The organism is Pseudomonas sp. MWU13-2100, assembly GCF_023242365.1.
In the GTDB taxonomy this organism is placed as follows: domain Bacteria; phylum Pseudomonadota; class Gammaproteobacteria; order Pseudomonadales; family Pseudomonadaceae; genus Aquipseudomonas.
Genome location: NZ_JALLIX010000023.1, coordinates 1 through 20,065, shown reverse-complemented (window position 1 = coordinate 20,065; position 20,065 = coordinate 1). Strand labels below are relative to the sequence as shown.

Annotated in this window: 13 protein-coding genes; 7 read left to right on the top strand and 6 right to left on the bottom strand. The window is 59.8% G+C overall.

Annotated features, from left to right (window positions below):
• Nucleotides 1-51: 51 nt before the first annotated feature.
• Nucleotides 52-408 (bottom strand): hypothetical protein, encoded by a 357-nt coding sequence (locus tag M5B99_RS17000; RefSeq protein ID WP_248805127.1) that lies wholly within the window; start codon nt 406-408, stop codon nt 52-54.
• A 352-nt stretch (nt 409-760) separates the two neighbouring features.
• On the opposite strand from M5B99_RS17000, the gene M5B99_RS16995 reads away from it, so the two are divergent.
• Both M5B99_RS16995 and M5B99_RS16990 read left to right on the top strand, forming a co-directional pair.
• Complete coding sequence (locus M5B99_RS16995; RefSeq protein ID WP_248805126.1) at nt 761-5,620, top strand: NAD-glutamate dehydrogenase; 4,860 nt, start codon at nt 761-763, stop codon at nt 5,618-5,620.
• A 217-nt stretch (nt 5,621-5,837) separates the two neighbouring features.
• Entirely contained in the window at nt 5,838-10,901 is a 5,064-nt protein-coding gene (locus M5B99_RS16990; protein WP_248805125.1) for an NEL domain-containing protein, read from the top strand.
• 63 nt (nt 10,902-10,964) lie between these two features.
• Here the strand turns inward: M5B99_RS16990 and M5B99_RS16985 are convergent, their stop codons facing one another.
• Both M5B99_RS16985 and M5B99_RS16980 read right to left on the bottom strand, forming a co-directional pair.
• Nucleotides 10,965-11,228, bottom strand: coding sequence for a DUF4404 family protein (locus M5B99_RS16985; protein ID WP_248805124.1), 264 nt, complete (start codon nt 11,226-11,228; stop codon nt 10,965-10,967).
• Between the two features lie 124 nt (nt 11,229-11,352).
• Nucleotides 11,353-11,964, bottom strand: coding sequence for an HAD family phosphatase (locus tag M5B99_RS16980; RefSeq protein WP_248805123.1), 612 nt, complete (start codon nt 11,962-11,964; stop codon nt 11,353-11,355).
• A gap of 197 nt (nt 11,965-12,161) precedes the next feature.
• Between M5B99_RS16980 and M5B99_RS16975 the strand changes: the two genes are divergently transcribed.
• Complete coding sequence (locus M5B99_RS16975) at nt 12,162-12,848, top strand: VacJ family lipoprotein (RefSeq protein ID WP_248805122.1); 687 nt, start codon at nt 12,162-12,164, stop codon at nt 12,846-12,848.
• A gap of 62 nt (nt 12,849-12,910) precedes the next feature.
• Here the strand turns inward: M5B99_RS16975 and M5B99_RS16970 are convergent, their stop codons facing one another.
• Nucleotides 12,911-13,207, bottom strand: a complete 297-nt coding sequence (locus M5B99_RS16970) for a PilZ domain-containing protein (RefSeq protein ID WP_248805121.1) — start codon at nt 13,205-13,207, stop codon at nt 12,911-12,913.
• Nucleotides 13,208-13,484: 277 nt separating this feature from the next.
• On the opposite strand from M5B99_RS16970, the gene rssB reads away from it, so the two are divergent.
• Together rssB and rssC are read left to right on the top strand one after the other, a co-directional pair.
• A complete protein-coding gene (gene rssB / locus M5B99_RS16965) occupies nt 13,485-14,666 on the top strand; it encodes a two-component system response regulator RssB (protein ID WP_248805120.1) in 1,182 nt (393 codons plus the stop codon).
• Nucleotides 14,666-15,148 (top strand): anti-sigma factor antagonist RssC, encoded by a 483-nt coding sequence (rssC, locus tag M5B99_RS16960; protein ID WP_248805119.1) that lies wholly within the window; start codon nt 14,666-14,668, stop codon nt 15,146-15,148. Before rssB ends, rssC begins: the two co-directional genes overlap by 1 nt.
• A gap of 188 nt (nt 15,149-15,336) precedes the next feature.
• Here rssC and dusA read toward each other — a convergent pair whose 3' ends face one another.
• Complete coding sequence (gene dusA, locus M5B99_RS16955; RefSeq protein WP_248805118.1) at nt 15,337-16,338, bottom strand: tRNA dihydrouridine(20/20a) synthase DusA; 1,002 nt, start codon at nt 16,336-16,338, stop codon at nt 15,337-15,339.
• 503 nt (nt 16,339-16,841) lie between these two features.
• On the opposite strand from dusA, the gene M5B99_RS16950 reads away from it, so the two are divergent.
• On the top strand, nt 16,842-17,120 hold the full coding sequence (locus tag M5B99_RS16950; protein ID WP_248805117.1) for a DUF3077 domain-containing protein: 279 nt from the start codon (nt 16,842-16,844) through the stop codon (nt 17,118-17,120).
• 69 nt (nt 17,121-17,189) lie between these two features.
• On the opposite strand, the gene M5B99_RS16945 is transcribed toward M5B99_RS16950, so the two are convergent.
• Nucleotides 17,190-17,834, bottom strand: coding sequence for a hypothetical protein (locus M5B99_RS16945; RefSeq protein ID WP_248805116.1), 645 nt, complete (start codon nt 17,832-17,834; stop codon nt 17,190-17,192).
• Nucleotides 17,835-18,356: 522 nt separating this feature from the next.
• Between M5B99_RS16945 and M5B99_RS16940 the strand changes: the two genes are divergently transcribed.
• Entirely contained in the window at nt 18,357-18,923 is a 567-nt protein-coding gene (locus tag M5B99_RS16940; RefSeq protein ID WP_248805115.1) for a hypothetical protein, read from the top strand.
• The last annotated feature ends 1,142 nt before the right edge of the window (nt 18,924-20,065 follow it).

Sequence of the window (20,065 nt, the reverse complement as noted above, 5' to 3'; positions counted from 1 at the left end):
CGTGCATTTTTGTGTCGGTTCTGATCGCAAATGTTTCAAGCCGGGCCGCTGTCAGCCCAGTTCGCTGACATAGGTGCCGGTGCCGGCGAGAATGTTTTTCAGCGTTTGTTCGACTTCGGCCAGGTCGGCCGCGGCGGTCTGGTGCAGGATTTCGAGGTGATCGTCGCCATTGAGCGCATCGGCGTCGGCGGCGGCGATTTCGATCAGCAGGCGCGTGGCGCCGAGGGTGACCTTGATCCCGTCCAGTGTCGACGGCTCGCCATCGAGGGTGATCTCCAGCTCATCCTCGTCGGGGTAGCGGGTCATCAGGAACATTTCACCTTTGTCGCTATGGCAGCAGAGCATGGCCATGTTGTCTTCTTCATCGTCGCAGGGGTTGGCGATCAGGTGGGCGGTGCTGAGCTGCATGGGGGGAGCGTCCTGTCTGGGCGGGGGAGCGGTATTTTGCCTGGATTCAAGATATTTTTCAGGGCTTACCAGCCAATGTCCGAATATGTCGCAGCATCGCAAGCAGCGACATTCGCGCACTCGTTAAGCTGCGCAACGGAGCGTCGCCCGCGAAAATACGGCCTGTACACCCGGCCGTTGCCGTCGTGTGCGACTATCTTGAACGTGAATGTGACCCCTGGGTCGCGGCCAGCTTCATCAACCTGTCACTCTGTACTGCCCAGATTTACCCTGCAGAGTGATGCAGGTCCCCTTTTCCGGGGAAGAAAACGCGACGCTTCTCTCTATAACAAGCCCAAGCGGAGTACCACAGATGGCGTTCTTCACCGCAGCCAGCAAAGCCGACTTCCAGCACCAACTGCAGGCGGCACTGGCGCAGCACATCAACGAACAGGCACTGCCACAAGTGGCGCTGTTCGCTGAGCAGTTCTTTGGCATCATTTCCCTGGACGAGCTGACCCAGCGCCGGCTCTCCGATCTGGCCGGCTGCACCCTTTCGGCCTGGCGTCTGCTGGAGCGTTTCGACCACACCCAGCCACAGGTTCGCGCCTACAACCCGGATTACGAACGCCATGGCTGGCAGTCGACCCACACCGCCGTCGAGGTCCTGCACCCCGACCTGCCGTTCCTGGTCGACTCGGTCCGCACCGAACTGAACCGCCGCGGCTACAGCATCCACACCCTGCAAACCACCGTGCTGAGCGTGCGTCGCGGCAGCAAGGGCGAGTTGCTTGAAGTCCTGCCGAAAGGCACCCAGGGCGAGGGGATCGACAAAGAATCCCTGATGTACCTGGAGATCGATCGCTGCGCCAACGTCGCCGAACTGAGCGTGCTGTCCAAGGAACTGGAACAGGTCCTGACGGAAGTACGGATCGCCGTCGCCGACTTCGAACCGATGAAGACCAAGGTCCAGCAACTGCTGGCCGGTATCGACGCCAGCCAGTTCGCCATCGACCCGGAAGAAAAGGCCGAGATCAAGACTTTCCTGCAGTGGCTGGTGGACAACCACTTCACCTTCCTCGGCTACGAAGAGTTCGTGGTCCGTGACGAGCAGGACGGCGGTCATATCGAATATGACGCCGACTCCTTCCTCGGCCTGACCAAATTGCTGCGCGCCGGCCTGACCGCCGACGACACCCGCATCGAAGACTACGCCGTCAACTACCTGCGCGAACCGACGCCGCTGTCGTTCGCCAAGGCTGCGCACCCGAGCCGTGTGCACCGCAACGCCTACCCGGACTATGTCTCGATCCGTGAGATCGACGCCGACGGCAAGGTCATCAAGGAATGCCGCTTCATGGGCCTCTACACCTCCTCGGTGTACGGCGAAAGTGTGCGGGTCATCCCTTACATCAGCCGCAAGGTCGCCGAAGTCGAGCGCCGTTCGGGCTTCCAGGCCAAGGCCCACCTGGGCAAGGAACTGGCCCAGGTGCTCGAAGTGCTGCCCCGCGACGATCTGTTCCAGACCCCGGTGGACGAGCTGTTCAACACCGTGATGTCGATCGTGCAGATCCAGGAACGCAACAAGATCCGCGTGTTCCTGCGCAAGGACCCCTACGGCCGCTTCTGCTACTGCCTGGCCTACGTGCCGCGTGACGTCTACTCCACCGAAGTGCGGCAGAAGATCCAGCAAGTGCTGATGGATCGCCTGAAAGCCACCGACTGCGAGTTCTGGACCTTCTTCTCCGAATCCGTGCTGGCCCGTGTGCAACTGATCCTGCGGGTCGATCCGAAGAACCGTCTCGACATCGACCCGCTGCAACTGGAAAACGAAGTGATCCAGGCCTGCCGCAGCTGGCAGGACGACTACAAGAGCCTGGTGGTCGAAGGCTTCGGCGAGGCCCAGGGCACCAACGTGCTGGCAGACTTCCCGAAAGGCTTCCCGGCCGGCTACCGCGAGCGCTTCGCCGCACACTCGGCCGTGGTCGACATGCAGCACCTGCTGAGCCTGAACGACAGCAATCCGCTGGTGATGAGCTTCTACCAGCCGCTGGGCCAGGTCGCCGGCCAGCGCGAGCTGCATTGCAAGCTGTATCACGCCGATACGCCGCTGGCCCTGTCCGACGTCCTGCCGATCCTGGAAAACCTCGGCCTGCGCGTGCTCGGCGAGTTCCCGTATCGCCTGCGTCACAACAACGGTCGCGAGTTCTGGATCCATGACTTCGCCTTCACCGCGGCCGAAGGCCTGGACCTGGATATCCAGCAGCTCAACGACACCCTGCAGGATGCCTTCGTCCACATCGTCCGTGGCGATGCCGAGAACGATGCGTTCAACCGCCTGGTGCTGACCGCCGGCCTGCCATGGCGCGATGTCGCCCTGCTGCGTGCCTACGCCCGCTACCTGAAGCAGATCCGCCTGGGCTTCGACCTGGGTTACATTGCCAGCACCCTGAACAACCACACCGACATCGCCCGCGAGTTGACCCGGTTGTTCAAGACCCGTTTCTACCTGGCGCGCAAGCTCAGCGTCGAAGACCTCGACGACAAGCAGCAGCGCCTGGAGCAGGCGATCCTGACCGCCCTGGACGATGTCCAGGTCCTGAACGAAGACCGCATCCTGCGTCGTTACCTTGACCTGATCAAGGCGACCCTGCGGACCAACTTCTACCAGACCGACGCCAACGGCCAGAACAAGTCGTACTTCAGCTTCAAGTTCAACCCGCATGCAATTCCCGAGCTGCCCAAGCCGGTGCCGAAGTTTGAAATCTTCGTCTACTCGCCACGGGTCGAGGGTGTGCACCTGCGTTTCGGCAACGTCGCCCGCGGCGGCCTGCGCTGGTCGGACCGCGAAGAAGACTACCGCACCGAAGTCCTCGGCCTGGTAAAAGCCCAGCAAGTGAAGAACTCGGTGATCGTGCCGGTGGGTGCGAAGGGCGGCTTCCTGCCGCGTCGCCTGCCGCTGGGTGGCGGTCGTGACGAGATCGCGGCCGAGGGCATCGCCTGCTACCGCATCTTCATCTCGGGCCTGTTGGACATCACCGACAACCTGAAGGACGGCGCCCTGGTGCCGCCGGCCAACGTCGTGCGCCATGACGACGATGACCCCTACCTGGTGGTGGCGGCGGACAAGGGCACCGCGACCTTCTCCGACATCGCCAACGGCATTGCCATCGACTACGGTTTCTGGCTCGGCGACGCCTTCGCCTCCGGCGGTTCCGCCGGTTACGACCACAAGAAGATGGGCATCACCGCCAAGGGCGCGTGGGTCGGCGTACAGCGCCACTTCCGCGAGCGCGGCATCAATGTCCAGGAAGACAGCATCACGGTAGTGGGCGTCGGCGACATGGCCGGCGACGTGTTCGGCAACGGCCTGTTGATGTCCGACAAGCTCAAGCTGGTCGCGGCCTTCAACCACCTGCACATCTTCATCGACCCGAACCCGGAGCCGGCCACCAGCTTCGCCGAGCGCCAGCGCCTGTTCGACCTGCCGCGTTCGGCCTGGTCCGACTACGACGCCAGCCTGATGTCCGAAGGCGGCGGTATCTTCTCGCGTAGCGCGAAGAGCATCGCGATTTCCCCGCAGATGAAAGAGCGCTTCGACATCCGCGCCGACAAGCTGACCCCGACCGAACTGCTCAATGCCTTGCTCAAGGCCCCGGTGGACCTGTTGTGGAACGGCGGTATCGGTACCTACGTCAAGGCCAGCAGCGAAAGCCACGCCGATGTCGGCGACAAGGCCAACGATGCACTGCGCGTCAACGGTAACGAACTGCGCTGCAAGGTGGTGGGCGAGGGCGGCAACCTGGGCATGACCCAGCTCGGTCGCGTCGAGTTCGGCCTCAATGGCGGCGGTTCCAACACCGACTTCATCGACAACGCCGGCGGCGTGGACTGCTCCGACCACGAAGTGAATATCAAGATCCTGCTCAACGAAGTCGTGCAGGCCGGCGATATGACCGAGAAGCAGCGTAACCAGCTGCTCGGCAGCATGACCGACGAAGTCGGCGGGCTGGTCCTCGGCAACAACTACAAGCAGACCCAGGCCCTGTCCCTGGCGGCCCGTCGCGCTGTCGAGCGGATCGCCGAGTACAAGCGCCTGATGAGCGATCTGGAAGCCCGTGGCAAGCTGGACCGTGCCATCGAGTTCCTGCCGTCGGAAGAGCAACTGGTCGAGCGCGTCGCGGCAGGCCAGGGCCTGACCCGTGCCGAGCTGTCGGTGCTGATCTCCTACAGCAAGATCGACCTCAAGGCGGCGTTGCTCGAGTCCAAGGTACCGGACGACGAGTACCTGACCCGCGACATGGAAACCGCGTTCCCGCCGATGCTGGTGAGCAAGTTCGCCGAGGCCATGCGCCGTCACCGCCTCAAGCGCGAGATTGTCAGCACCCAGATCGCCAACGACCTGGTCAACCACATGGGCATCACCTTCGTGCAGCGCCTGAAGGAGTCCACCGGCATGAGCCCGGCGAACGTGGCCGGTGCTTATGTGATCGTGCGTGACATCTTCCACCTCCCGCACTGGTTCCGTCAGATCGAGGCCCTGGACTACAAGGTTTCGGCCGAGACACAACTGGAGCTGATGGATGAACTGATGCGCCTGGGCCGTCGCGCCACGCGCTGGTTCCTGCGCAGCCGCCGCAACGAGCAGGATGCTGCCCGTGACGTCGCGCACTTCGGTCCGCACCTGGCGGCCCTGGGCCTGAAACTCGACGAACTGCTGGAAGGCCCGACCCGGGAAGTCTGGCAGGCGCGTTACCAGGCTTATGTCCAGGCCGGTGTGCCGGAGTTGCTGGCGCGCATGGTGGCCGGTACCACGCACCTGTACACCCTGTTGCCGATCATCGAAGCCGCCGACGTGACCGGTCACGACGCCGCCGAAGTGGCCAAGGCCTACTTCGCGGTGGGCAGTGCGCTGGACATGACCTGGTACTCCCAGCAGATCAGCGACCTGCGTGTGACCAACAACTGGCAGGCCCAGGCCCGTGAAACCTTCCGCGACGATGTGGACTGGCAGCAACGTGCAATCACCATCTCGGTGCTGAAACTGGCCGACGCGCCGCAAGACATGGAAGCCCGCGTGGCCCTGTGGCTTGAGCGCAACGCGAGCATGGCCGAGCGCTGGCGTTCGATGCTGGTGGAGATCCGTGCCGCCAGCGGCACCGACTACGCCATGTACGCGGTGGCCAACCGTGAGTTGATGGACCTGGCGTTGAGCGGTCAGTCCGGGCTGTAATCGACTGATAGCGTAGCGTTGAAGAAAGCCCCGTCTCGTCAGAGGCGGGGCTTTTTTTTGGTTCTTCACGGATTACCGGGAAAGGGGCGGTGATGATCTGTTTTATAGGTGAACAATCCCGATGTGATATTTGTCGGTCTCGTTATTTATTTAAACTTTTTTGCGGGGGGGGGATGATTAACATAAAACCTATCGAGGTTCTCTAAGGTTTTCGAAGATGGCGGTTTCCATACTGGATGAAACGGATATTGCAGTGCCCCTTGAGGCGGAGGATTATTATGCGGCGGTAGAGGGTTGGTTGCCGGACTGGTTGAAAAAAGCCTCTGCCGGACTGCGGCGCTCTTACGTCGATGACATGCGCCGGCACCAGGTCGATAAAACCCGTCTGGCGCTGTATCTGGGCGGGCTGCAGACCCCGGAAGTGTTCGCTGAGCCGCTGTTGAAAGAGGCGCTGGACAATGCATTCGGGCCGGGCCTGGAGGTTCGTCGGGATAAGCTTCGGCATGTTCATATACTGGCTGCGCAAACGCTTTCCACGCCCTATCAGGAGAGCGTGACACAACAAACGTTATTGCAGGCGGCCCTGCAGAACTTCGAGAAGAGTGAAACTGTTGATTTGGGTTTCGATCGCGGCTCGCAGATCATTCGGGAAAGCCGCGGTGTTCTGAAAAAGCCAATCACCCTGCAGGATTTTGCCCTGTTGTGCCGACGCCTGGATCTGGGCGGACAGTACAGGAAACATATCGAGTCTTTCCTCTTGCGCCAGAACGCGTCCGGTCAACGGGAGGATGAATTTCGTCGATTGTTCGTCGCCAACGAGACCTCCGAGTTGGCGGTTCAGGCCGATATCGCCTTGATGAAAGGGCATATCGACGAAGCGGTCTACCGCATGCTCAAGGGGCTGGTCAGTGGAAACTCGCGTCCTGTCTGGGGCGCGGACGAGGTGGAGTGTCATGACATTAAAATGCTCGATGTTGCCATTCCGGACAGCGGGTATCGGGGGGCGTTGCTCAAGGGCGTGTTACTGACCTGCTCCGAGTCCCTGCAGCCGGCCAAGGCCCGTCCCTGCGTGGTGTACCTGTCCGGTGATCCGGAGCAGGCGCTCAAGCAATACCCGAACCTGGCGGCCTTCGAGGATGAGTTGCGCGGCAGGCTGCGCAAGCTGGAGTATCGGCACAGCTTCCGGCGTTATGTCCACCTGCGTACTCAGCCGATCTTTTTCACGGTCCTCGAAGAGCGGCTCAACCCCTTGCGTCCGGGGATGCGCCAGCGTGTGCCGGATGAGCGGGCGGACCTGCAGCTCCAGACCACGGCCCTACTCGGTGATCCCCTTTCTGAGCTCTATGAGCAGCATGTCGTCAAGATGTTGGACGATGCGCAGGTGCTGGCGGTATCGACCGATGCGGAGGACAAGAAGACCCGCCGCGCCCGTTGGCAGGCCTTCCTCAATTGGGGGACCAACCTGCTGTTTTTTGTGCCGGGTCTGGGCGAGGCCATGCTCGCGGTCGCCGGCGCCCAGTTGCTCGTGCAGCTCTATGAGGGCATCGAGGAGTGGGAGCATGGCGATAAAAAGCAGGCGGTGCTGAGTTTTCTCGGGGTGGTACTGACCCTGGAGCTGGGCGCCTTCATGCAGGGGCTGGCGCACGACCGTGACGCCACTGCGTTCATCAACAGCCTCAGGCGGGTCAAGGTGCCGGGCGGTGAAAGCCGCTTATGGAAAGCCGACCTCAAGCCCTACCGCCATGCCGCGGCGATGCCCGAAGGGCTCAAGGTCGATGAGTCCGGACTCCACTTGCGCAATGCCGGCACTTACCTGCCCTTCGAGGGCGGCTACTACAAGCTCAGGCCGGGCCGGATCGCCAACGAGTACCATGCCGAGCACCCGAGCCGTGCCACCTATGAGCCGCTTTTCAGTCACAACGGTTCAGGCGCCTGGGTGCATGAGCTGGAAGACCCGCTGAGGTGGAACGAATGCAGCTTGTTTGAGCGCCTGGGTGCCGAGTTCCGGAACATGACCTGGGAGCAGATCGGGTGGATCATGACGATCAGTGGCATCGAGGCCGATGCCATGCGCCCGGTTTACCTGGACCAGATGAGGACGCCGGCCCTGCTGCGCGATACGCTGACGCGCTTCAGGGTCAATGCCGATATCCAGCGCTTTATCGAGACCGGCAGCACCAACGACGGCCTGGTGGATTGGCGCATTCAGGAGCAACTGCTGGAGGCCCTGTGGCCCGCTTCGAAAGTTCTACGCTTCCTCGATGGCGAGGGGCGCGTGCTGAAGGAGTATGGCCCCGCGGACAAAACCGATCTGCCGGTGCTATCGATCCGCGACAGCCAGATCCGTGACGGTCAACTGCTGGAGGTGGTGCGGCAGGGGCTCGCCGCGCGGGAGATCGATACGCTGCTCGGGCGGCAAGTGGGTGAGCCGTTGTTGAGCGCCGAGCAGCAATCGGCGGCCCTGAGGCGGCGGCTGACGGACGAAGCGAAAAATCAGCGCAGTGCATTGTTCGAGAACTATTACGAGTTTCGGACTCGCTCGACAACCCCTTTCCTCGAGTTGTTCAGGCGTCTATTTCCTGGCCTGCCAACGGCGATGGTCGATGAGCTGGTCAATGCCGCCAATGCCTATGAAATCGAGTTGCTGGAGGCCGGCAAAGTGCCGTTGCGGCTGGCGGAGGAAAGCCACTGGTATTTGCAGCAGGTGCGTATTGCCCGGGCTTACGAGGGGATGTTCCTCGAGTCGTCGGTCAGCCTGGATGCCGATCGGCTGTTTCTGCATTCCCTGGAAAACCTGCCGGGTTGGTCGAGCTCCTTGCGTATCGAGCTGTACGAGCGCTCCAAGCTGGCACCAGGCGGTTTGCGCCTGATTGACAGCCTGGGGGCGCCGGCCTCGGCCGAAAACCGACTGGCGCTGGTCCGCCAGTCGAACGGTTATGTGACCGAGGGGGAGGCCGGCCTGCCGGCGCCGCCGTCGGACAGCCTTGAGGCCACGTTGCTGCGGGTCTTGCCGGACAAAGCGTTGCAGTCCGTGGGTTTTTCACGAGCCACCCGGCCGGGGCAGCTTAAACGAGCCGTGGTGCAACGCCTGAGGCTGTCCCGTGAACGGATCCGCACATTGTTGAAGATGCCTGTGATCAAACCCGGATTCCGCTCACCGATGAGATTGAGCGATGGGCGGGTCGGTTACCCGCTCGGTGGGCAGCAGACTGCCGAGCAGGTTTTGCCCAGCCATCTGATGCGCTGGGTCGACAAACTCTATCCCGGCCAGGACCTGGCGGCGGTTCGGCGGTTTCTGGCGCTGGAAGGGCGGGATGACAAGGTTTTCCTGGCGGCGCTCAAAAAGCGACACACCGACTACCAGAAGCTGAAGTTGGCGCTGCAGTACTGGCGCCTGAACCCCGAGTACGAAAGCGATCGTAGCGGGGTCGGTGGCTGGCACGTCAATAGTGTCTCTAAAAGAGCGGTGGTAGAGCGGATTAAACAGTGCTGGCGCCGGGAGTCGCCGCCAGTGCTCGATATGGCGGGGATGACGTTGGGCTATGAGCTGGACCTCTCGGGGGCGAACCTGCTGAAGTTGCCCGAGCTGGATGAGGATTTCGACCATGTGATCTCACTGCGACTGAACCTGGTGGGACTTCGTGAGCGCAATGACCTCAATGAGTTTCTCAAGCGTTTCCCCAAGTTGCGTCGGTTGCAGATTTCCGGCGGCCGGCTCAGGCATCTACCGCCCGGTCTTGGCCTGATGGGTGATCTGATCAACTTGCAACTGATGGGCAACCGCATCGCCTGGACCCAGATGCTGGGTGCGCAACTGCGCAGTCTGAGAGGCCTGCGGCGCTTGAACCTGAACGGTAATCCCCTGGGCACCTTCGATGCCCGGGGCATGCCCGGGCTGCGGGCCTTGCAGTTGCAGCGCAGCGAACTGATTTCCTGGCCGTTCGGGGCGCTGGAGTTGCTGGATCTGACGCTGCTCGATGTGCAGGGAAACCGCCTGACCGTGCTCCCCGGGGACTTTTATGCCTTGAGCAGCCAGAGAATGAGGACGGTGCTGCTCTACGGCAATCCACTGGATGAGGTGACCCGGCAAAACATCAGCATGTTCCGTGATCGACCCTCGATACGTTTTACCTTACCGGGAGAAACCGGGATCGAGGAAGGGGTACCGAGTCTGGTTCCCGTGGTGGAGAGTTGGCTGGACAGCAGCTTCTCGGTTGAGGAACAGGAGCGCAGACGGCTGTTGTGGGATCTGGTCGCTCATGAACCCGGAAGTGAGACTTTTCTATCGTCCATCACGGCGTTGCGTCAGTCGTCTGACTATCGCCTCGAATTCCGTGCGCAGTTGACTCGGCGGGTCTGGCGGATGATCGAGGCGGCAGCCCGTGACAGCCGCTTGCGCCAAGCCTTGTTTGAGTGGACGACGGATCTGGATACCTGTGCCGACGGCTTCACCGAGGTCTTCAGTCGGTTGGGGTCCGAGGTGCTGTTGTACGAGACCCGCGGATTGACCGGCCAAGCCCGGGAAACGGCGTATCTGCAATTGGCCGAGGGGCGTGCGCGACTGGGGCGTTTGAACGAAATTGCCAAAGTCGAGACCGCCAACCAGGAGATTGTCAGGGCCAGTCGGGTCGAGGCGGCCGGGGCAGAGGCCATGAACCTCGCCAGGGCCCGTCAAGCCGGTGCCGCCGAGATCGAGGAGGCAGGGCGCCTGGCGGCGGCTGCGGCGGACGAGCGCCGGCCCGATGTCGACGAGGTGGAGATTTTCCTCGCCTATCGGGTCGATCTGGCCAACCGCCTGGGGTTGCCCTGGCAGCCGTTGTCGATGCTCTATCGCGGGGCCAGCAACGTCAGTCGGGACATGACCCGGGAGGCCGGAACCCGGGTGCTGGCCGCCGAGGACTCCCAGGCCAAGCGGGTTGCGCTGTTGCTTGAGCAACCCCTGTGGCTGGAATACCTGGAGGGATTGCCCGAGGTGGCGAACTACGCCGGTGCCGCCGAGCAGCAGTTGCAGCGTCTTGAGGAATTGAGGGAGGCACTGGAGGGGCTGGCGCGGCAGCCGCAAGCGTCGCCGGAAGAGCAGCTCGGCTGGACGGCGACGGCGCAGGGTACGGCGGCGATCCTGGGGATCGCCCAGGTCGAAATTCCCATCGGCGAGGAAATGAGCGACGCCGTCTACACGCGGGCGCTCGAGGCCATCGCTCAGGAACGGAAAAATGGCCTGGAGCAGCTCACCCGCGAGGCCTTGGCGCGCGCGCAGGCGTTCGAGAGTACCGAGCTATAGCCGCCCGAGCCCCAGAAACCGTGCCCGGCGCCCTCAGCAAGGGGGCGCCGACCGCGGCGATGTTCAGATGCCGATATTGCCCAGGGTCTGGACGATATTGCGCAAGGTCACGGCGATGGCCGGGTGTTCGAGTTCGAAACGTTCCACGGCGAGATTGACGCCGTCCGCCAGGCTGCTGTCCTGGGTCGAGGTTTCCAGTTTGATTTGCGCGTCGATCTGTTGCATCAGCACTTGCAGGTGTTCACGCTCTTCCTGTGAGAGAGGTGGATTCTGCTCCAGTTGCTCGCGCAGGGTATTGAGTTGGTCTTGCAATTCGCGGGCAGGCATTGTGGTACTTCCTCTTTGGATAATCTCTGGCACATAGACCGCCATGTGGCGATAAAGGTCTGTACCTGGTGTCAGAGTAATCCACTCGCGCGCGGCGTGCATGACCTTGATCAAGATCGCCGTGTCAGGGCTTCTCGCCCTTGAGCCGGCGCAGGGCGATATCGTCCAGGCAGGTCGCCAGTTCACCCAGGTGATCGATCACCGAATGCACGCCCAGGCCGAACAGCTCGACGGTGGCCTTGCCGCGTTTGCGTTCGCGGTCCTTTTGCGGCAAAGCCTGCCACTCCATGGGCGACAGGCCGCACAAGGGCCCGCAGGAGGCCAGGCCGATGGTCCACAAGCCGGCATTCAGGCCCGATTGCAGCAGGCGCGGTTCGCCGCTGACCAGCACGCAGCCGTCCAGTTGGCCGACGCCGAGGGTCATCAGTGCATGCCAGCAGGCGTCGGGCGCCGGCCATTGCACGCAATTGGCGGGGGGGAGGGCGGCCTTTACCCAACTCGGCAAGGTCGCGGCGAGGAGGTGACTGACCGCGTGGGGCAATTCATCCAGCCAGGCGCAGGGTACGCCGCGTTGCTGTAGGCCCTGGAGCACTTCCAGCGCACCCGGTGTCGCGTGGTTGTGCTCGTCCGGGTTCAGATGAGAGCGGGCGCGGGCGCCGAAATCCACCAGGCAACCGCTCAGGCCGAAGAGCAGGGCGGTGGGCGCGGGCAGCGGTACGGCAGCGGGTAATGGCATGGCAACGTCCCTGAAATGACTCCGCAGGTTAAGACACTGCCATGACAGTTGGATGACGCCCGGTTTTGCCGGGGCGATCGGTAATTCTTTGCAGGACTTGCCCTGGCCATACTGCCTAATCGGAGTTATCCGCTTTATACTGGCCGCTTTTCGAGGGTGCGGTTGCCCAGCCCTGTATTATCCAAGGAGTTCTTTTTATGCGCTGGATCAATCGTCTAGCTCAACTGTCCCTGTGTGCCGGTGTTGCGCTGGTGCCTTTTGCCGCACAGGCGGCAGACGAAGATCCGTGGGAGAGCGTCAACCGCCCGATCTTCAAGTTCAACGACGTGCTGGACACCTACGCGCTGAAACCTTTGGCCCAGGGCTACCAGGCGGTGACGCCGCAGTTCCTGATCGACGGCATCCACAACATGTACCGCAACATCGGCGATGTGCAGAACCTGGCCAACGACGTGTTGCAGCTCAAGCCGCAAGCGGCCGGCGTCGATACGTCACGGATCTTCTTCAACACCATCTTCGGGGTCGCCGGTTTCTTCGATGTCGGCACCAAAATGGGGCTGCAGCGTAACGACGAAGACTTCGGCCAGACCCTGGGACACTGGGGCGTGGGCAGCGGTCCGTACGTGGTCATCCCGTTCTTCGGCCCGAGCACCCTGCGTGACGCGCCGTCCAAGTACGTCGACACCTATACCCAACCGTGGCGCTACATGAACGACATTCCGGCGCGCAACATGGCGCTCGGCGCGCAGGTGATCGACACCCGCACCAGCCTGTTGTCGAGCGAGAAGCTGATCACCGGCGACAAGTACATCTTCATCCGCAATGCCTACCTGCAGAACCGCGAGTTCAAGGTCAAGGACGGCAAGGTTGTAGACGATTTCTGATCGTCAGCGACCCCATGAAAAAGGCGACCTCGAGGGGTCGCCTTTTTTCTGCCTGGTCGCTCTCAACTCATCTTGAGGATATGCAACCCCAGGCGCTGGCCGCCTTCGTCGTCACGCACCCAGACCACCTCGGTCTCGGCCTCCAGGCCCTTGAGGGACGGGTGGTCGGACTCGATCCGCACCAGCAGCGAGTCGCCGGCCTTGAAGGCCCGTGGCGCGGCGATCTGCATGCCGCTGCTCGAGAGGTCCAGGCAGGTGGCGGAAATCTCCAGCCCCGCATGGATCAGCGTCACGTCGGCGTCGACGCGCATCCGGATGTAATCACGCTTTTCGCTGTAGTCATGATCGGTTCGGCTCATGGGGGGCAGTCCTTCAATTCCGTTGTGGTTTGCACTGTTCTTATAACTCCCGGTGATTTGAGGTGTAAAGACGTCAAGCGACCATCGGCATGAGCTTGAAACGCCCGGCGGATGGGAGTACCGTCTGCGCCTTAGAAGGGCACCTCTGATACCGATGCACCGGACGTGAACGTTCGACACAATCGAGACAGAGAGGCTAGAAAGCGAATCCAGTAGTACGAGTCGGGCACGTTGCCTTGCTGTCTACGCCAACCTAATTCTGGCGCCGTTTGCCCACATGCAAAAAACCAGTGCCACGCTGCTGATAATTGATGACGACGAAGTAGTGCGTGCAAGCCTTGCGGCCTACTTGGAAGACAGCGGATTCAGCGTCCTGCAGGCCGGCAATGGCTTGCAGGGGCTTGAGGTATTCGAGCGCTCCAAGCCCGATCTGATCATCTGCGACCTGCGCATGCCCCAGATGGGCGGTCTTGAGCTGATTCGTCAGGTGACTGAGCTTTCGCCGCAAACGCCGGTGATCGTGGTGTCCGGTGCCGGCGTCATGAACGACGCGGTCGAAGCGTTGCGCCTGGGTGCAGCCGACTACCTCATCAAGCCCCTCGAGGACCTTGCCGTTCTGGAGCACTCCGTGCGCCGGGCGCTGGATCGTGCTCGCCTGCTGCTGGAGAACCAGCGCTACCGCGAGAAGCTGGAAACCGCCAACCGCGAGCTCGAAGCCAGCCTGCACCTGCTCCAGGAAGACCAGAACGCCGGTCGCCAGGTGCAGATGAACATGCTGCCGACCAGCCCGTGGAGCATCGACGAGTTCCAGTTCGCGCACCAGATCATCCCGTCTTTGTACCTGTCGGGTGATTTCGTCGACTACTTCCGCGTCGATGAGCGCCGCGTGGCGTTCTACCTGGCGGATGTGTCCGGTCATGGTGCGTCATCGGCGTTCGTCACCGTGCTGCTGAAGTTCATGACCACGCGCCTGCTGTTCGAATCCAAGCGCAACGGCACCTTGCCGGAGTTCACCCCGTCGCAAGTGCTGGGTCATATCAACCGTGGCCTGATCAACTGCAAGCTGGGCAAGCACGTGACCATGGTCGGCGGCGTGATCGATGAAGAGACCGGATTGTTGACCTACAGCATTGGCGGGCACTTGCCGTTGCCGGTGCTCTATACCCCGGACAGCGTGCGTTACCTGGAAGGGCGTGGTTTGCCGGTGGGCTTGTTCAACGAAGCCACCTATGAAGATCACATCCTGGAACTGCCGCCGGCGTTCAGCTTGACGCTGATGTCAGATGGCATTCTGGACCTTTTGACGCAAGATACACTCAAAGAGAAAGAGGCTGCTTTACCTGAACTGGTAAAAACAGCCGGGGGCAGCCTGGATGGCTTGCGCCAGGTCTTTGGATTGGCCACGCTAGGGGAGATGCCGGATGATATCGCCCTGTTAGTGTTGAGCAGGAACATTTGATGAGTACCGGTAGAATCCAGTTCGCCGAGCAGGATGGCACCTTCGTTCTGAAGTTTGTCGGTGAAGTTCGCCTGACCCTCTGTTCAGCGTTGGATGCAACAATTGAAAGGATCTTCACGGCGCTGAATTTTTCGGCGATTGTGATCGACCTGACGGAAACCCGCAGCATTGACAGCACCACGCTGGGTTTGCTGGCCAAACTGTCGATCTTGTCGCGGCAGAAGGTGGGCTTGTTGCCGACCGTGGTCACCACCCACGACGATATCACCCGGTTATTGCAGTCCATGGGTTTCGACCAGGTCTTCAATATCGTCAACCACCCGATTCCGTGCACGGATTGCCTGACCGACCTGCCGTCGCAGGACCAGTCGGAAGAAGTGGTGCGGGTCAAGGTGCTGGAAGCGCACAAGATCCTGATGGGCCTGAACGACTCGAACCGCGAAGCCTTTCACGACCTGGTGAATGCGCTGGAGCGCACCTGACGGACTGACGCCACACGCGTACAAAAAAGGGCGACATCTAAGCGGACGTCGCCCTTTTTGCGCTGTTCTGTAGGAGCCGTCTTGCTGACGATGAACGCTAACGCCGCTAGTGGGGGGCTGGAACGCGGTCCCCTGTGGAAGCGGAGCTTGCCCGCGAAGAACGATAACGCGGTCTCTAGCCGATCACGCTACCGCCCCTCCAACAACTCCCCCGCCTGATCCAGCAACGCCAGCGGATCCTTGGCCTTGTGAATATCCACCGACAACAACTGCCGAAACCGCCGTGCCCCTGGAAACCCGGTACCCAGCCCCAAAACATGCCGAGTGATATGGTGCATCGCCCCGCCATCAGCAATATGCGCTTGCACATAAGGCCGCAACTGCGCCAACGCTTGCGCCCGTGAAATCACCGGCGCTGCACTGCCAAACAACTGCTGATCCACCTCAGCCAGCAGATACGGGTTGTGATACGCCTCACGGCCGAGCATCACCCCATCAAACGTCTGCAAATGCAAGTGACACTGTTCCAGGGTCTTGATCCCACCGTTAAGGATAATCTCCAGCCCCGGAAAGTCCTGCTTCAACTGAGCCGCCACGTCATACCGCAGCGGCGGAATATCCCGGTTCTCCTTCGGCGACAGACCTTCCAGAATCGCGATCCGCGCATGCACGGTGAAGCTGCGGCAACCGGCTTCCTGCACTTTACCCACGAAATCGCAGAGTTCGGCGTAGCTGTCACGGCCGTTGATGCCGATGCGGTGTTTGACCGTGACCGGAATCGACACGGCATCGCGCATGGCTTTCACGCAATCGGCCACCAGCTCCGGATGCCCCATCAGGCAGGCACCGATCATATTGTTCTGCACCCGGTCGCTGGGGCAGCCGACGTTGAGGTTCACTTCGTCGTAACCGGCGTCCTGGGCCATACGGGCGCAGGCGGCGAGATCAGCCGGCACACTGCCGCCCAGTTGCAGGGCCAGTGGGTGCTCGGCTTCGTTGTGACGCAGGAAACGCTCATGGTCACCGTGAAGGATGGCGCCGGTGGTGACCATTTCGGTGTAGAGCAGGGTGTGCTTGGAGAGCAGGCGTAGGAAGAACCGGCAATGTCTATCAGTCCAATCCATCATCGGAGCCACGGAGAAGCGGCGAGAGGGCTCGGAGCGTGAAGGTGTAGCGTCGTTCAAAGGCATGGAAGGTCTGTCGCTGTGGGCGCAGCCGGCGCGGATGGGGCAGGGCGCGGGCTTGAGTGGCGTGAGGCTGAATGGGGCGCAGTTTATCAGGAAATGGGGTTGCTCGCCGGGGCTGGCAAGGGCAGCTGGCTTTTGAAATGTTTCGCTTCAAATGCTGGCTTGAGTGCTTCGAATGCTCCGCTATCCTTGAATTGTCGCTGCCCATTCAGCGACCGGGCCTGAGAATCCGTGAAACAATAGGCGCACAGGCGCCACCATCCATTAGACTGCTGGCGCTATTTTTGTGCCCGCACGTCTGTGTCATGGCGGCTGTGCGCGGGAGGCCTTCGCGGTCTGCCGGGTTCCTATTGTCCCGGTTTCTCAGCCTGCGCACAGCTGCCACCCTTCGCCTGAGAACGAGTGTGGCAACTCCCAACATTAGGAGTTACGCGTATGGTCGTTTTTACGGAGTCATGTTTTCGGTTTGCAAGCCTCAGCACCCAAGCTGTTGCGGGAGGTGCCCAATGAGCAATCCACCTTCAAACAAAACGCTGGGCGTTATCACTTTTTCAACTTGCGGCTCTCAAGGTCGTGAGCTGTTCCGGGTCAATCCTGGTGTGCCGATTCTGGAAGCTATGGAGCATGCCTCGCTCTTGTTGTATTGCGCGAAGGCACTATCTTTGGATGCCGCGCTGGAAGCGGATGGAGAACGCTACGCTTGGGCATCGCATTACCTGGGAGAAATGGGTAAAGCGGTGATTGACGATCTGACGCAGGGGATGCTGCGTGGGCCATCGGTGTAGGCTGGCTTGTCAAAGGAAAGGGGACAGACCGGCTAATGGGTGTCCCGTCCCTTTTGGTACTTTGGACCGCTATGATAAAACCACCCTCTTGCTCTTTGTTCTCCATTTTTCTGCGGCATTAAGAATCAATCTTCTTTCCTTTACTCCTGCGGCCTCTCCACTGCCACCAAACGACTTGAATACACTTTTTGGCACTGTAGGAGTGGTATTGTCCCAAGGATCATAGTATGTGACGGTCGAATCTGCAGGGTCATGACCCAGCAAAACTACAAAATGTCCTTCAATGAATACCATGACGCCTTTAAAGATATGGAGAAAATCAATAAAAAGCTCATATCTTTCGTAATAATACATTTGCCTAACAATCGAGTAGCGTACCAGCGAGGAGGAGGAGGAGGAGGAGGAGGAGGAGGAGGAGGAGGAGGAGGAGGGCGAGCCAGTCGAAGGGACGAGAACATAGTGATTAAAAGAAATAGTGGAGAAGTACTTTTCATTCATCTTGTCAATTAATCTCTTCCATTGGGATGAGTTAATACCGTCTTTAGCAGCAAAGTCAGGGAATTCGTTTATGATGACTTGCTCTGATACATAAAAACCATTAAGACGCATCAGTACAGACATACAAGCTGCCCAGCAGCTATAATCTTGTGACTGGTACTCCAAGCCAGGGCACATTGCCATAAACTCAGATTTAGTAATTCCTGCATATGGCATGATTTATTCCTGTGCTTGTATATGGCTATTAACGCTACTTATTAAACCGCCTATGGCCTAAATACAGCTCGTTCAATGAGTCACAGCAACCGTCCTGCCATAGATCTAAAAAACAAGATTTTTCAGAACAGAACCCATTGTAGACCATCTTCAAGGTCCTGACGGAGCAGATGGAACACTTCGACAGGGCTGGTCAGTGGCTCTGAAAAAAAGGGGGGCGGCGGGCTCAACCGGTCGACGCAACGTCCCCTTTTCGTCCTCCTTGGATGCCGCGCTGGAAGCGGATGGCGGGCGCTACGCCTGGGCATCGGTGTGGGCTGACTTGCCGAGGGAAAAGGGCCGCGAGATTTAAAATTTGTCCTCCCCTTTTGCACAATGGAAGTAGTTGTAAGCGCCTATAGGTTGTGTTTTAAAGGAGGGGCCACGAGTCGAGGGATTCGTGGTGTGCTACTGGAGGGTGCGCTGGTCGTGTGAGGCGCAATGTCTCCAGGTCTTTTCGCAAAAACTAAAAGGATTTTAGTGATGACTCTGTCTCTTCAAAACATTAAACCTGAGCAGATCGATGGGCTCACAACGCAATCACAGGCAGCCTTCGACGCACAAATCAAACGGCTGCGAGCGCTTTCCAATGCGAAGCCGGCGCTGGAAGAGGTCCTCCATCAGAACGTACACCCGCAATCATTGTGTGGATGCGGAAGCCGACAGAACATTTGCGGTTACTTCTCCATCGAAAGTAGCGGTGGCGGTGCTTATCCCCAGACCGAAACCATCCAGATTGGTGCGTCAACCGCCGAGATTGGACCAAATGCCCCCCAGCAAGGAACCTCCGTGCGCTTCGTCGGCCAGGTGACGGGTACGGGGACCAATGTCAACATTCCCAACATCTACCTGCAGGGCACGGCACCTGATGCCGGGAACATCATTGGCGTCTCGTTGTTGCTGCAATTGTCGATTAGTTCAGGCTCTCTCGCCCTGTACCTTCATGACGGGCAGCGCCTGCTGGCCGTTCTGGTCCATCCATCACAAGATGGCGGGAGCATCAGCGGGCAGTTCTCCGGCAGTGGGACCGGCGTATTCCAGCGGGTGTGACGTAGTCGGCCAGGGAGTACTCAGGCCAACGCCAGACAAGAAAGCCCTGGCTCCAAATGCCAGGGCTTTTTTTGTTCTTGTTTCCTTTTCCCGCCTTTCCCCCAAAGACGTGATGGCTGGACGCATACCTAGAGGCGGCTTTTCCGATTGATCAGCACGCCGCCGTGAAAATCTCTTGTTTTTTGTGAAGCCCGGCGTTGGCGGAAGACTCTCAAAAAGCACTTTTCCACTGCGTCCCCTTTTCCACTGATGATTTGACGCAGGGAATGCTGCGTGGGGCGGTGGTGTAGGCTGATCGGTCAAAGGAAAAGGGCGGAGATCTCTAAATAAACCGGTCCTCCTTTTTCCATACGCCTCCACCACCAGCCTTCGGATAATATGGCTCGACCAACACCAGTAGGCCACCTCAGGTCAGCTATGCTGAGATGTCTGAGGACAATAAACATGGAGTTACAGAATGCCATATTTGGTTATACACAATGGCGATGATCAAGGACAAAATTTTCTTGTTGGGCTTCCTGGGATGCCAAATATTGTAGGCGTCGTACAAGCTCAATTCATAAATCAGGGCGCGGGATCCGTTATAGATCCGGCCACTTTTGCACAAGTCCAGGTTTTTGCAGGAAACTATGCTTCTCTTGATTTTATATGGGCTGGACATGGAGCGGGAAATGGGCAAAGAGGAACGCCACTAACTAATGACGCTCCGCCAAGGCGAATAGCTGTCTCAAGTTTCAGGCGCCTTATAGAGATTTTAAAGCCAAAGGTGGTAATCATGTTTTCTTGCAATGCTGGACAGTGGATAGAACGACAATCACCTAATCTTCTAAGTAATTATTCTGTTACGCCATCACGTCTAACCATACATGGCTCAAGATTTCCGCTTAACGGCATATTAAGACTTCATGCTCATGGCTATGTGACTGGCGCGCAACCAGCGCCACTGCCTGGGCCCAACATAGTATCCTGCACCATTTTCAATAATCAGCTACGTACCGGGCCGCACCCTGGCCTTCAAATCACGCAAGGACTTCCAAGCAGCCACTCTTATAGCCCCAGCGGATTCCACGAAATTTAACTTCGCAGCAATAGGCGGGCTCAAACGGTCGACGCAACATACACTATTCGTCCGTTGACTGGAG